Here is a 13,223-nt window from a genome sequence, read left to right as displayed (position 1 = left end):
CCGCCTATCGCGGCGGTATTCTGGATATGGGGGCCGCGCATCTGCATCCTCTCAACCTTGCCCTCGGGCTGGCACGGGCGGCGCAGGCAGCAGGGGTCGAGATCTATGAACGCAGCGCCGTGCATCAGATCACCGAAGGCAGCCCCGCCACTGTGCAGACCGACGGCGGGCGGGTGACGGCGGACCATGTGATCCTGGCCTGCAACGGCTATCTGGGCGGGCTGAACCGCAAGGTCGCGGCCAAGGTCATGCCGATCAACAACTTTATCGTCGCTACCGAACCCTTGGGCGACCGCGTGAAAGACGTGTTGCCCCGGGATGTCGCCGTGGCCGATAGCAAATTCGTGGTGAATTATTTCCGGCTCAGCCATGATGGGCGGCTGCTGTTCGGCGGCGGCGAAAGCTATGGCTACCGCTTCCCCAGCGACCTCGCCGCCAAGGCGCGCAAGCCCATGGGCCAGGTTTTCCCCGCGCTGCGCGACGTCAAGATCGACTATGCCTGGGGCGGCACGCTGGCGATCACCATGAAACGGCTGCCCTTTCTGGCCCGCGTGGCACCCAACATTCTGTCGGCTTCGGGCTATTCCGGCCACGGCGTCGGCACCGCGATCCACGCAGGGCAGTTGATGGCCCGTGCGATCCAGGGCGATGGCGACGGCTTTGATACGATGAGCGCCCTGCCCACGCCGACCTTCCCCGGCGGCGGCGCGCTGCGCAGCCCGCTGCTTGCGCTCGCCATGAGCTGGTTCAGCCTGCGCGACCGTCTGGGGATATAGTCACAAAACATTCATGAAGCGGAACGGGGAAAAGGCTTGGTCCCATAGGCGCATTGTTTTACCATTCTGAAAACAAACATTCAGGATATTGAAATATGACCCTGCCCGACATGCACAGCGCCGAAGCCATTCCCGACACAGCCCGCGCCGAGATAGAGCAGCTGTTGCAAAGCGGCGATCTGTTTCGCTACACCGCTGCGGCCGATGCGCCGGTGTCCCTGCTGGAGGCCGAGTTTGCGCAGATGATGGGCAGCCGCTATGCGCTGGCGGTGTCGTCCTGCTCTGCCGCGCTGTTTCTGTCGCTGCTGGCGCTCGACCTGCCGCAGAATGCCAAGGTGCTGATCCCCGGCTTTACCTTCGCGGCCGTGCCCTCTGCCGTGATCCACGCCCATTATACGCCGGTGCTCTGCGAGGTCGGGGAAAACTACCGGATCGATATGTCGGATTTCGCCGCCAAGCTGCCGGGTGTCGACGCGGTGATCATCAGCCACATGCGGGGTCATACCTCGGATATGGATGCGATCATGCAGCTGTGCGATGCCGCAAACGTGCCGGTGATCGAGGATGCGGCCCATTCACTCGGCACCCTCTGGCACGACCGCAAGATCGGCACCATCGGCAAGATCGGCTGCTTTTCCTTCCAGTCCTACAAGATGGTCAACGCGGGCGAAGGCGGTATCCTGATCACCGACGACGCCGATCTGGTGGCCCGTGCGATCATCATGTCCGGCGCCTATGAACACAACTGGAAGAAACACCCCGGCATCGCGGACGCCTGCGCGCGCTGGCAGAACAAACTGCCGCTTTATAACTTGCGTCTCAACAACCTGTCAGCGGTGTTGGTGCGGGCCCAACTGGCCGAGCTGCCCCGCCGTGTGGCCGACGGGCTGCGCAATCATGACTATGTCGCGGCCAAGCTGAACGCCGCCCCCCAGATCGACGTCCCCGCCCCGCTGGCCCCCGAAACCCGCGCGCCGGATTCCATCCAGTTCAATCTGGTCGGGCTGGACGATGCCGCCATCCGCGCCTTTGCCGAAGCGAGCGCCAAGGCCGGCGTCAAGGTTCAGGTCTTCGGCCAAAGCACCGACAACGCGCGCGCCTTCTGGAACTGGCAGTTCATCAAGGACCTGCCCGACCTGCCCCGGACCCGCGCCATGTTGATGACCGCCTGCGACGTGCGCCTGCCCGTGCAACTGCAACCAGCCGAGCTAGACGCGATTGTGAATGTGCTGCTCGGGGCGCTGGCGACGGTGACGAAATCCGCCGCGGCCTGAGGCTTCATTTTGCCAAATAAACTCCCGCCGGAGGCATCCGGCAGACACAACAAAGCCCACCCGTCAGCGGGTGGGCTTTAACCGTTCAAACGGGGGCCAATCGCCGTCACTTCAGCTTGGAGAGTTTTTCCTGCAACTCGGCCAGTTGTTGTTTGATCGCATCCAGACTTTCGGCGTCATCGCCCTTGGCGCTGGCGGGGCGCTGGTCGGTCTTGCCCATGCCGTTCCAAGGCGTCGGCATATTGCCGGTCATCGCCTTCATGAACGCCTCTTGCTGGGCCTGCATGACCTCGAAACCGGGCATCTTCGCCATCGGGTTGATCGTGTTCATGTTCTCAAGCACCCGCGCCTGACCGTCGCGCAGCATGTCAAACGATGTCTTGAGGAACTGCGGCACAACGCTCGCATCAGGGGACATATAGCTGCGCACAAGATCGTTCAGCACATCCACGGGCAGCACGGATTCACCGCGGCTTTCATGTTCGGCGATGATTTGCAGCAGATATTGGCGGGTCAGATCGTCGCCTGATTTCAGGTCCACAATCTGCACCTCCCGCCCGTCGCGGATAAACCCCGAGATATCATCCAGCGTCACATAGTCACTGGTTTCGGTATTATACAGGCGGCGGCTGGCATATCGTTTGATAAGCAGGGGCTTGACTGTTTCGGTCACGGTAGATCCTTCCCAAATAGCATGCTGCATTGCAGCTTAGGGCAGCTTAAATGAAAAAGATAGGTGCCACAAAAAAGGGCAGACCGCAAAGTCTGCCCTCATCAATCTTTACCTGAACCAAAGGCCGGTGCGATTACTTCGCAGCGGCTTTCTTTGTGGCGGCTGTCGCGTCGGATGTCGCTTTTTTCACAGCAGCTGTTGCTTCTTCGGACATGTCTTTGCCCGCAGCCATCATCAGCTCGACTGTGTCCATTTGAACCTTTTTCGCGATTTCAGCGAAAGCGGCCATATGCTCGGACGCGACTTCAGCAGAGGCCGAGGTGAACTCGGTCATTGCTTTGGCGTAATCTGCTGGCTCTTGCTTGGCTTTCGACATCTCGGACATTTTTGCCAGAGTGTCTTTTGTCCATTTGCTGGAAATCTCGGCGGATTTCTCGGCAGCGTTCAGCGCTACGCCGGACAGCTTTTCGTTCAGTGTCGCGGTTGTTTTGAACGCGTCGTTCATTGCGGATGTGTCAACTGGGAATGCACCCATCATGTCTTTCATCATCGCGGCGAAATCTGGTGTCTTCGTCATGGTAAACTCTCCTTCTGGGGTCAAGCGGCGTCTACCGCTACGTTATGACTACCCCATAGATAGATGCTGCGGTGCGGCATTGCAAGTTTTTTCTGCAATGCAGCATCAGGCCGTTCCAGCCCGCCGCCCCATAAAAAATTGACTAATCAGATCAGCCCCTTGCCTTGCGCACCACATAGGTACCCGGGGCTTCGCCCAAGGTATCACGGCCCTTTTCACCCGGAATACGGGCATCGACTTTCCCGTCAGAGCGATTCTCCAGCCACGCGCCCCAGCGGGGCCACCACGACCCTTCGTGGAACTTTGCCCCCTCCAGCCAGTCCTCGTGATCCAGCGACAGATTGTCGTTTGTGTAGTGGCCGTATTTGCCTTTGCTCGGCGGGTTCACGATCCCCGCGATATGGCCCGATTGGGTCATCACAAAGGTCTTGTCCGCGCTGCCCATCATGCGCACGCCGCGATAGCTGTCTTTCCACGGCGCGATGTGGTCGGTCTCGCAGCCGATGGCGATGAGCGGCACGTCGATATCCTCCAGCTTCAGACGATGACCCAACAATTCAAAGCCGCCCTCGACCAGCTTGTTCTGCTGGCAAAGCCCGCGCAGATACTCCATCGCCATGCGCTGCGGCAGATTCGCCCCGTCGCCGTTCCAATACAGCAGATCAAAGGCCGGAGGCGTGTCGCCCAGCATGTAGCTTTTGATCGCGGGGCCATAGACCAGATCATTCGACCGCAAGAAAGAGAAGGTCCGCGCCATGATGACCGAAGGCAGGATCCCCTTGTCCTTGGTCTCGGCCTCGATCCCGTCGATAAAGTCATCGGTCAGGAAGGGCTGGAACTCCCCCTGATCGGAGAAATCGGTGAGCGCGGTAAAGAATGTCGCGGATTTGACGGATGTATCGCCGCGCTGCTTCATCAAGGACAGCGTCAGCGACAGCGTGGTCCCTGCGATGCAATAGCCTACGGCGTGCACCTGTTCCTGCGCGGTGATCTCCTTGACCTCGCGGATCGCGGTCAGGAACCCGTCCTCGATATAGTCGCCCATGCCGATGTCACGATGACTTTGGTCCGGATTGACCCATGACACCATAAACAGCGTATAGCCCTGATCCACGATCCATTTCACCAGACTGTTCTGGGCCTTGAGATCAAGGATATAGAATTTATTGATCCAGGGCGGGAAGATCACGATCGGCGTGGCATCGACCTTTTCGGTGCTGGGGCTGTATTGGATCAGCTCGAACAGATTGTTGCGATAGACGACCTTGCCGGGGGATGTGGCGATGTTGCGGCCCAGTTCAAACGCGCTTTCATCGGCCAGCCGCACGATCAGCTCGCCGTTATTCGCCTCCAGATCGGCAATCAGATTCTCCAGCCCGCGGATCAGGCTTTCGCCCTCGGTCGCCACAGCGCGTTCCAGCGCATCGGGGTTGGTGGCCAAAAAATTGGTCGGGCTCATCATGTCGATGATCTGGCGGCTGAAGTATTGCAGCCGTTTCTTTTCATGCGGGGCCAGATCGGCCACATGATCAACGGCTTGGCCCAAGGCCTCTGCGTTGATCTGGTACTGCTGTTTGACAAAGTTGAAATAGGGGTGCGATTTCCACAGCGGGTTGGCAAAGCGGCGATCCTCGGGCGAGGTATCTTCCGGCGCGGCCAGCTTGCCTTTGGCCAGCGCCTGCTGCGCCTCCATAAAGTGGCCGACGGATTTGCTCCAGTAGGACACCTGCTGCTCGATCATCTTGGCGGGGTTCTGTACGGCTTCGGTCCAGTAGGACGCGGCGGCCTTTGCAAATAGCTCTTGATTCGGGCCGTCCAAACTCGCCTGATGCGTGTCCCGCCCGACCATGATCTGCGACAGCCGCGCGCCAAGCGCTTCGACCTTTCGCAGGTTTTCCTCCATACGTTCCTGTGCCTTGGAGCTCTCTGCGTCGGTCTTGGTTGTTTTTATTGTCATGCTAACCGTTCCTCCCTATGTTTGCACCTGCAGCATCGCGCCGACCTTTGGGGGAGGGTCTGACAAGATGCCGGGCACAAGGCCCCCAACAGGAGACCCCTTACATGAAGTATATGGCATCTTACGATTTAATGGAAACGATGAGAAACACCAACCAGTGGCTGGGTGCCACGGCGTTGGCGATGGCATCGTATCCCGCTTTTGCCGCCATCCCGAACCCTGCGCTGAACTGGATGGCCGCATGGGGCGAAGTGACCGAGCGCAGCTTTTCGCGCATGGTGGTCAAACCTGATTGGGACATCCCCCCCGCCGTGGGCGTTGATGGTGCGGACCATCCCGTCCTGATCGAGAAAGAGCTGGAAGGTGCCTTTGGCGATCTGGTGCATTTCGTCGTACAGGGCCGCGACGCGCCCAAGCGCAAGATCCTGCTGGTCGCGCCCATGTCGGGCCACTATGCGACGCTGCTGCGGTCGACCGTCATCAGCCTGATCCCTGACGCGGACCTTTATATCACCGACTGGCACAACGCCCGCGACATCCCCGTCAGCGCCGGCAAGTTCGACGTAGAGGATTATACCCTGCGGCTCGTTGACTATATGCGCCATCTGGGCCCAGACGTGCATGTCATCGCCGTGTGCCAACCCGCACCGCTGACCCTTGCCGCGACGGCCTATCTGGCGGAACAGGACCCCAAGGCGCAGCCAAGCTCGCTCACATTGATCGGCGGCCCCATCGACACCGCGGCCAGCCCGACAGAGGTGACGGATTTCGGTCACCGCGTGAACATGAACCAGCTGCAAGAGATGATGATCCAGCAGGTCGGCTTCCAGCACCAGGGCGTCGGCCGCAAGGTCTATCCCGGTCTGCTGCAGCTGAATTCCTTTATCACGATGAACGCCGAAACCCATGCCAAGGCCTTCCGCGACCAGATCATGCGCGTCGCACAAGGGCTGGCCGGCGACCACGACAAACACAACAAGTTCTACGACGAATACCTCGCCGTGATGGACATGCCCGCTGAATTCTACCTCTCCACCGTGCAGCGGATCTTCAAGGACAACGAGATCGGCACCAACAGCTTCTCGATCAAGGGTCAGCCCGTGGACATCGGCAAGATCACCGATGTCGCCGTCAAAACGGTCGAGGGCACCAAGGACGATATCTCGGCCCCCGGTCAATGTATCGCGGCGCTGAACCTCTGCACCGGCCTGCCCGACGACAAAAAGGCAAGCCACCTTGAAGACGGCGCAGGGCACTACGGGATTTTTGCCGGCAAAAGCTGGCGCGAGAATATCCGCCCGCTGGTGCTGAAGTTCATCGACGACAACCAGCGCACGGCCAAGGCGACAGCCCCCAAGGCCCCTGCGGCCCCGGCCAGCGCGGGTAAAACCTCGGTCCCCGCACAGAAGTCGACGGCATAATGCCCGCCGCGCCGCGTGACCTGCCCTTTGCCTGTGCCTGCGGCACGGTCAAAGGGACCCTGCGCGGCGTGACACCCGCGCGCGGCAGCCACGCCCAATGCCACTGCATCGATTGCCGCGCGGCCCAGGTCTACCTCGACCAGCCCGACCCCGCGCCACGGGCGATCCAACTGTTCCAGACCACACCCGACAGATTCCACTTCGATCAGGGTTTCGACAAATTGTCGGTGTTTTCCTTCGGGGAGACAAATCTGCTGCGCTGGTATGCCTCTTGCTGTGGCACGCCGATGTTCAACACGCTGCGCAAGCCCAAGCTCGCCTTTGCCAGCATCATGACCCGCACCCTGTCCGACCCAGCCCCGCTTGGGCCGATCGTCGGCACCGGCTATATCCCGACGCCCTCGGGCAAGCTGCGGAACGAAGGGCTGCCACGGTTGATCTGGGGGGCGCTGTCGCGGGCGGCCGGGGCCAAGGTGACAGGCCGCTGGAAGGTGAACCCCTTTATCGATCCGGACACAGCAACGCCCAAACGCCCCGTGCATATCGTTCCGCGTGACCAGCGCAAGGCGATCACCGAGGCGCTGCGCTAACCCGCACTTGACCCGTCCCGATCACGCAGGGGTCAGGGGCATCTTCAACCATTCCTTGATCGCGGCAGTCGTGGCTTCGGGCTGTTCCAGCGTAGGCAAATGCCCTGCCCTCTCGATCACGCGCAAAATTGCATAGGGCAGCAGTTCGGCCATGAAACTATGGCGTTTGACGGGGTTGAGCCTGCCCACCTCGCCACACATCACCAACGTCGGCACCTTGCACTTGCGCAATACCGCCTGCTGGTCACGGGCCCGTTGCAAGGCGCGGGCTTGGCGCACATAGACTTCCGGCCCCAGCGTGTCGGCCATATCCAGCGCAATCTCCAAAATCGCCGCGCGGTCCGGACCGGGGGCGAGCCAGACGGGGTTCAGCTCTTCGCGCATGGCATCGGCCAGCCGCCCCGACTTGACCTTGACGATCAACATCTCGCGCGCGGCAGCACTCTGCGGCGTTTCGGCCAGCGGGCTGGCATCGATCAACGCCAACCGCGTCAACCGATCCGGCGCACGGCGCAAAATCTCGAGCGCGACAGCACCGCCCAACCCCAACCCCGCCAGCGCAAAACGCTTGGGCAACTGGTCCAGCAGACCAGAGGCGATTTCCTCGATCCGCTCGCCTTGGGTAATCGGGGCGACAGTCACAGCGGTTTTCGCCGACAGCTCGGCGATCTGCGGCCAGAACACCCGCGCGTCAGACATGAGGCCCGGCAGAAGAACAAGAGGGTCAGCCATGTATGTCCCTGTCACTAGTCATAAATTCGCGTCACTTCGGGACACTGCTGCTGCGCCGCACCTCATCACGGATAGGCGATGCCACGCAAGGGCGGAAAATCGCCATAGCGCGCACGGCGCTGCGCCAAGGGCTCCGACGGCGACTTCCCGCCGCGCAACAGCATCCCGCGCGGCGCAATATAGCTTGAGATGCTGCGCAGCGGCTGCGGTCTCCACGTCAGGTTGAAGGCGGCGAGCTTGGGGAAGAACCACATCTCGGAATAGGGCAGATGGTCATGCACCCACCACGCCAGATCACGCCAGTCGCGCCCCTGATCATACTGGTCGGCAAACCACGGGATCACGATGGTCGCCCCCGCAATCGCCTGCGCCTCTGCGCCACGGTCCCAGATGTGACATTCGATCGGGTTGTCATTGGCCGCGCAATTCAGCTTGTGCCGATTGCCAAAGGCATTCAGCGCCGCCGACCGGTACCCCGACCGCACGGCGATGCGGCCAAAGGTTTCCTCTAGCGGGTCCAGCAGGGTCGTGCAGAAGGCCCGCCCGTTTTCGATGGCAAGATCGGGATTGTCGGGGATATTGGGCTGCCCGTGAAACCCGGAAATCTCGGAGTACATGAAATCGCGCATAAAGAAATGCCGCGACAGCCGGACCCGCCCAAAGGTTTCAAGGCTCCACATGCTGGCCGGTTTACGCATGGCAAAGCCCCCAATCCTCAGGCCGTGGCAGAGACCTCTTCCACCGCTTGGATCAGCAGCTCCAGACAGCGATCATCGGAAAAGCGGTGGTCCGCATCCTTGACCAGTTGCAACTGCATGTCCGGCCCCTGCGCATGTTCCAGCAGACGCACGGCTGTGGCGACGCTGACAGCGGTATCTGCGGTGCCTTGCAGGAAGCGCGTCGGGAACGGCAGTTGCAGCGGATCGCGCAGCACCAGCTGCTTGCGCCCGACCTCGATCATCCGGCGGGTGATGATGTAAGGCTCCATATAATCGGAGGGCAGTTCGACCTGCCCCGTCTCGGCCAGAGTCTTTTTCTGCGCCTCGGTGAAGCTGGCCCAATAGCCGTCTTCGGTAAAATCAGGGGCCGCGGCGATGGTCACCAGCCCCGCGATCCGCGCGGGCAGCGCGCGCACCAGCAGCAGCGATTGCCAGCCGCCCATAGACGACCCCACCGGCAGGATCGGGCCCTCGGTCAACGCTTCTACCGCGGCCAATGTGTCTTCGGCCCAATCGCCAATGCAGCCCTCCGTGAACGCGCCAGAAGATTCCCCGTGACCTGAATAATCGAACCGCAAGAACGCCCGCCCCTCGCGTTTGGCCCAGTCCTCAAGGAACACTGCCTTGGTGCCCATCATGTCGGATTTCAGACCGCCCAGAAACACCACGCAGGGGCCTGTGCCTTCGGTCTTGTGATAGGCCAGCCGCCGCCCTTGAGGCGTTTCCAGATACATCGGTGCCGTCATCCTCAGCCCCCCAGATAGGTGCCCTTGGCGGGGCGATAAAAGATTTTCTGGTTGTGCAGACGGCCCAGCAGATCGTCGATCCGGCGCAGGCTGTCTTTGGCGGCATCGGCGGGCAGCATCGATGCGGTCTCGTCCAGCGCATCCATCGACAGATCGCGTTTGGTCACATGTAGCGCTGCCTCGATCAGGTCGATATCGCTGATCGTCAGCTCGAAGTTGCGGTTGTGTTTGGACATGGGCGAACCCCTTTGGATCAAATGCGCGCCCCAGTCATACGCCCCGCCGCCCCGACGATCAATCCGCCGCTTCGACTTCGCGCAGCCCAAGCGCCGCAATCGCGGCCCCTGCGGACATGACTGCGAATAGAACCAGCGTTGCCACCGGCCCGATCAACGCGGCACCGCCCCCCGCCACGCCCGCGACCAAAAGCAGCCCGCCAATCACCGTGTTGGACACGGCGGCATAGGCCGACCGCTGGTCCTTGGGCGACATATCCACCAGATAGGTAGACCGCCCCTGCCGCACCCCGTGATAGGCGATCATCAGGATGAACAGCACCAGCGGCATGGCCCAGATCTGCGTCGCCATCCCCAGCAGCGCCAGCACGACCGCACCGACCATCGCCAAGGCCCCGACAATGCCCGTCAACATCAGCACACGGCGGCTCGATTGATCCGACAGCCGCCCCCAGACGTACGAGCTTAACAGCGACGCCAAGGCCGAGGCGAGCACCAGCGCGCCAAGCTGGCCAAGGGCGGATTGATCCTCGCCCCCCGCCAGCACCACAAAATACGGCGGCGCGAGCGATGTGGCGACCAGCAGCCCGCGCACCAGAATGAACCGCCGCAGGTTCGCGTCTTCCTTCAGGATAGAGAAACTGGCAGGCGTCGCCTTGCCGCCCTCGCTTTTGGCCTCGTCCAGCGTGGAAAACAACAGCGCCGCCCCGCCCCATAGGGCGGCCGCCAGCCCGATCGCCGCGATCACCACGCCGCGATCCTGCACCAACCCCGACATCAGCAAAAGCGCCAGCACCAGCACCCCGGCAGAGGCGACAGACCCCGCCGTGCCCGTGATCGACCCGCGCCGCGACTTGCCCACGGTCTTGCCAAGGATATCCTTATACGACACCGAACAGGCTGCACGGCTGACCGCCAGCCCCGCCAGCGCCGCGCAAATTGCCAGCCCCGCCGCTGATCCGTCCAACGTGAGCGCCGCCAGCACGATCAACGCCGCGAAAATGCCCTGCCCCGCAGATCCCGCGACCCACGCCCATTTGCGCCGCGCCATCGCCTGCACCCAGCCCGCCATCACGATCTGCGGCAACAGCGCCCCCGCCTCGCGGATCGGCACCAGCGCCCCGGCATAGACCGCAGGCGCACCAAGCGCCGTCAGCAGCCACGACAGCATGAGCTTGGGGTCAATCAGCCCGTCAGCCACTTTGGTCATGGTCAGGCTGGCGATATGGCGCAGGGCGTTCGGGGCCTCGGCCTCTTGCGCATGGGACGACAGGTCCTGCGCGTCGCCCTCTGCCCCTGAAAGCGTCTCAAACGCCCGCTGCGCCACATCATCCTGCATGTCTTCGCGTCCCGTCGCTGTCCGTTAATCTGATGTTATCTATGGCACCGCGCCCCCAAGGAAAGGACGGCGCCACATTTCACACGCCGCGCCCGCGCGCCCCACCGCGATATTGACAAGCCAGACCACCGACGCCAAACAGGCCGGACACATATAACCCGCAACCGGGCGTCTCGTAGGCGCCAAACCGACGAGGAGGCCCAGATGGCCCAGATCACCCTCACCCTTCCCGATGGCAACGCACGTCAGTACGACGCAGGTATCACTGCGGGCGACGTGGCGAACGACATCTCCAAATCGCTTGGCAAGAAAGCGATCAGCGCCACCGTGGACGGTGCCCATTACGATCTGGCATGGCCGATCAACGCGGACGCCAGCATCGCGATCCACACCATGGCCGACGAAGCGCAAGCGAACGAACTGGTGCGCCACGACCTCGCCCACATCATGGCCCGCGCCGTGCAAGAGCTTTGGCCCGACACAAAAGTCACCATCGGCCCCGTCATCAAGGACGGCTGGTACTATGACTTCGACCGCAAGGAATCCTTCACCCCCGAAGACCTTGGCCTGATCGAAAAGAAGATGAAGGAAATCATCAACAAGCGTGACCCCGTCCGGACCGAGGTCTGGGACCGCGAGCGCGCGATCAAGCACTACGAGGACAACGGCGAACCCTATAAGGTCGAGCTGATCAACAGCATCCCCGGCGACGAACCGCTGCGCATGTATTGGCACGGCGACTGGCAAGACCTCTGCCGTGGGCCGCACCTGCAACACACCGGCCAAGTGCCGGGCGACGCGTTCAAACTGATGTCCATCGCGGGGGCCTACTGGCGCGGCGACAGCGACCGCGCGATGCTGCAACGCATCTACGGCGTGGCCTTCACCGGCAAGGAAAAGTTGAAAGCCCACCTGAACATGCTGGAAGAGGCCGCCAAACGCGACCACCGCAAGCTGGGCCGCGAGATGGACCTTTATCACATGCAGGAAGAGGCCCCCGGACAGGTTTTCTGGCACGCCAACGGCTGGCTGATCTACACCCAGCTGCAAGACTACATGCGCCGCAAGCAACGCGCCGGCGGCTATGTCGAGGTGAACACACCGCAGGTCGTGGACCGTAAACTCTGGGAGGCCTCCGGCCACTGGGAGAAATACCAAGACCACATGTTCATCGTCGAAGTGGACGAGGAACACGCCCGCGAGAAATCGGTCAACGCGCTGAAACCGATGAACTGCCCCTGCCACGTGCAGATCTTTAACCAGGGTCTGAAATCCTACCGCGACCTGCCCCTGCGCATGGCCGAATTCGGATCGTGCAACCGCTATGAACCCTCGGGCGCGCTGCACGGGATCATGCGCGTGCGCGGCTTCACACAGGATGACGGCCATATTTTCTGCGCCGAAGACCAGATCGAAGCCGAAACCGCCAAGTTCATCGAATTCCTGTCGGGCATCTACAAAGACCTCGGCTTCGAAAACTTCAGCGTCAAATTCTCTGACCGCCCCGAAAAACGCTCCGGCTCGGACGAGGTCTGGGACAAGGCCGAGGCGGCGTTGCTCTCGGCCACCCGCAAGGCAGGCATCGAACCCACGCTCAACCCCGGCGAAGGCGCGTTCTACGGCCCGAAACTGGAATTCGTGCTGACCGACGCCATCGGCCGCGACTGGCAGTGCGGCACCCATCAGGTGGACTTCGTGCTGCCCGAACGGCTGGACGCGACCTATATCGGATCGGACGGCGCGAAACACCGCCCCGTCATGCTGCACCGCGCCACCTTGGGGTCGTTCGAACGCTTTATCGGCATCCTGATCGAAGAACACGCGGGCAAGCTGCCCTTCTGGCTCGCCCCGCGTCAGGTCGTCGTCGCCTCCATCACCTCCGAGGCGGATGAGTACGTGCACGAGGTCGTCGCCACCCTCAAGGCCCAAGGCGTCCGCGCCGAGGCCGATATCCGCAACGAAAAGATCAACTACAAGGTCCGTGAACATTCGGTCGGCAAAGTGCCGGTGATCCTTGCGGTCGGCGCGCGCGAAGTCGAAGAGAAAACCGTGTCCGTCCGCCGTCTGGGGGAAAAGCAGACCTCGGTTCAGGCGCTGTCGGATGTGGCGAACGCCTTGGGCATCGAAGCCACACCGCCCGATTTGCGCGGCTGAAAACTGTAACAAACCTCTCGGGGCGCAAC

Annotated in this window: 13 protein-coding genes; 5 read left to right on the top strand and 8 right to left on the bottom strand. The window is 61.8% G+C overall.

Annotation, left to right across the window (positions count from 1 at the left end; all coding sequences use genetic code 11):
• A partial coding sequence (locus tag B3849_RS04685) for an NAD(P)/FAD-dependent oxidoreductase (protein ID WP_286779876.1) occupies nt 1-776 on the top strand: 776 nt, incomplete at its 5' end.
• Between the two features lie 95 nt (nt 777-871).
• Nucleotides 872-2,050, top strand: coding sequence for a DegT/DnrJ/EryC1/StrS family aminotransferase (locus tag B3849_RS04680; RefSeq protein ID WP_278425296.1), 1,179 nt, complete (start codon nt 872-874; stop codon nt 2,048-2,050).
• A 106-nt stretch (nt 2,051-2,156) separates the two neighbouring features.
• On the opposite strand, the gene phaR is transcribed toward B3849_RS04680, so the two are convergent.
• The 3 genes from phaR to B3849_RS04665 form a co-directional block, all read right to left on the bottom strand.
• On the bottom strand, nt 2,157-2,723 hold the full coding sequence (gene phaR, locus B3849_RS04675; protein WP_005852439.1) for a polyhydroxyalkanoate synthesis repressor PhaR: 567 nt from the start codon (nt 2,721-2,723) through the stop codon (nt 2,157-2,159).
• 133 nt (nt 2,724-2,856) lie between these two features.
• Nucleotides 2,857-3,300 carry a phasin family protein gene (locus B3849_RS04670; RefSeq protein WP_005852437.1) on the bottom strand — a complete coding sequence of 148 codons (444 nt, stop codon included), beginning with the start codon at nt 3,298-3,300 and terminating at the stop codon, nt 2,857-2,859.
• A 151-nt stretch (nt 3,301-3,451) separates the two neighbouring features.
• Nucleotides 3,452-5,257: a PHA/PHB synthase family protein gene (locus B3849_RS04665; RefSeq protein WP_005852436.1), complete on the bottom strand. Its 1,806-nt coding sequence runs from the start codon at nt 5,255-5,257 to the stop codon at nt 3,452-3,454.
• Between the two features lie 104 nt (nt 5,258-5,361).
• Here B3849_RS04665 and phaZ point away from each other — a divergent pair, with 104 nt between their 5' ends.
• Both phaZ and B3849_RS04655 read left to right on the top strand, forming a co-directional pair.
• The gene (gene phaZ / locus B3849_RS04660) at nt 5,362-6,678 is read left to right on the top strand and encodes a polyhydroxyalkanoate depolymerase (RefSeq protein WP_278425295.1); all 1,317 of its coding nucleotides are present in this window, start codon (nt 5,362-5,364) and stop codon (nt 6,676-6,678) included.
• The gene (locus tag B3849_RS04655; RefSeq protein ID WP_278425294.1) at nt 6,678-7,268 is read left to right on the top strand and encodes a DUF6151 family protein; all 591 of its coding nucleotides are present in this window, start codon (nt 6,678-6,680) and stop codon (nt 7,266-7,268) included. Before phaZ ends, B3849_RS04655 begins: the two co-directional genes overlap by 1 nt.
• A gap of 21 nt (nt 7,269-7,289) precedes the next feature.
• Here the strand turns inward: B3849_RS04655 and B3849_RS04650 are convergent, their stop codons facing one another.
• The 5 genes from B3849_RS04650 to B3849_RS04630 all read right to left on the bottom strand — a co-directional run bounded on the left by B3849_RS04650 (nt 7,290) and on the right by B3849_RS04630 (nt 11,040).
• Nucleotides 7,290-8,000 (bottom strand): alpha/beta fold hydrolase, encoded by a 711-nt coding sequence (locus B3849_RS04650; protein ID WP_278425293.1) that lies wholly within the window; start codon nt 7,998-8,000, stop codon nt 7,290-7,292.
• A 65-nt stretch (nt 8,001-8,065) separates the two neighbouring features.
• Nucleotides 8,066-8,680, bottom strand: coding sequence for a hypothetical protein (locus tag B3849_RS04645; RefSeq protein WP_278425321.1), 615 nt, complete (start codon nt 8,678-8,680; stop codon nt 8,066-8,068).
• Between the two features lie 35 nt (nt 8,681-8,715).
• Nucleotides 8,716-9,465 carry an alpha/beta hydrolase gene (locus tag B3849_RS04640; RefSeq protein ID WP_286779875.1) on the bottom strand — a complete coding sequence of 250 codons (750 nt, stop codon included), beginning with the start codon at nt 9,463-9,465 and terminating at the stop codon, nt 8,716-8,718.
• Nucleotides 9,466-9,467: 2 nt separating this feature from the next.
• Nucleotides 9,468-9,701, bottom strand: a complete 234-nt coding sequence (locus tag B3849_RS04635; RefSeq protein ID WP_009826556.1) for a hypothetical protein — start codon at nt 9,699-9,701, stop codon at nt 9,468-9,470.
• 58 nt (nt 9,702-9,759) lie between these two features.
• Nucleotides 9,760-11,040 (bottom strand): MFS transporter, encoded by a 1,281-nt coding sequence (locus B3849_RS04630; protein ID WP_286779874.1) that lies wholly within the window; start codon nt 11,038-11,040, stop codon nt 9,760-9,762.
• A gap of 204 nt (nt 11,041-11,244) precedes the next feature.
• On the opposite strand from B3849_RS04630, the gene thrS reads away from it, so the two are divergent.
• Nucleotides 11,245-13,194, top strand: a complete 1,950-nt coding sequence (gene thrS, locus B3849_RS04625; RefSeq protein ID WP_278425290.1) for a threonine--tRNA ligase — start codon at nt 11,245-11,247, stop codon at nt 13,192-13,194.
• Nucleotides 13,195-13,223 lie beyond the last annotated feature (29 nt).

This window comes from Sulfitobacter sp. UBA4523 (assembly GCF_002388305.1).
Lineage (GTDB): Bacteria > Pseudomonadota > Alphaproteobacteria > Rhodobacterales > Rhodobacteraceae > Sulfitobacter > Sulfitobacter pontiacus.
This window is presented reverse-complemented; position numbering and strand designations above follow the sequence as displayed.

Excerpts from the sequence above, each read along its gene's own strand:
- B3849_RS04680 (WP_278425296.1), top strand. The coding sequence starts at position 872 with ATGACCCTGCCCGACATGCACAGCGCCGAAGCCATTCCCGACACAGCC.
- B3849_RS04670 (WP_005852437.1), bottom strand. The coding sequence starts at position 3,300 with ATGACGAAGACACCAGATTTCGCCGCGATGATGAAAGACATGATGGGT.
- B3849_RS04665 (WP_005852436.1), bottom strand. The coding sequence starts at position 5,257 with ATGACAATAAAAACAACCAAGACCGACGCAGAGAGCTCCAAGGCACAG.
- phaZ (WP_278425295.1), top strand. The coding sequence starts at position 5,362 with ATGAAGTATATGGCATCTTACGATTTAATGGAAACGATGAGAAACACC.
- B3849_RS04655 (WP_278425294.1), top strand. The coding sequence starts at position 6,678 with ATGCCCGCCGCGCCGCGTGACCTGCCCTTTGCCTGTGCCTGCGGCACG.
- B3849_RS04650 (WP_278425293.1), bottom strand. The coding sequence starts at position 8,000 with ATGGCTGACCCTCTTGTTCTTCTGCCGGGCCTCATGTCTGACGCGCGG.
- B3849_RS04645 (WP_278425321.1), bottom strand. The coding sequence starts at position 8,680 with ATGTGGAGCCTTGAAACCTTTGGGCGGGTCCGGCTGTCGCGGCATTTC.
- B3849_RS04640 (WP_286779875.1), bottom strand. The coding sequence starts at position 9,465 with ATGACGGCACCGATGTATCTGGAAACGCCTCAAGGGCGGCGGCTGGCC.
- B3849_RS04635 (WP_009826556.1), bottom strand. The coding sequence starts at position 9,701 with ATGTCCAAACACAACCGCAACTTCGAGCTGACGATCAGCGATATCGAC.
- B3849_RS04630 (WP_286779874.1), bottom strand. The coding sequence starts at position 11,040 with ATGCAGGATGATGTGGCGCAGCGGGCGTTTGAGACGCTTTCAGGGGCA.
- thrS (WP_278425290.1), top strand. The coding sequence starts at position 11,245 with ATGGCCCAGATCACCCTCACCCTTCCCGATGGCAACGCACGTCAGTAC.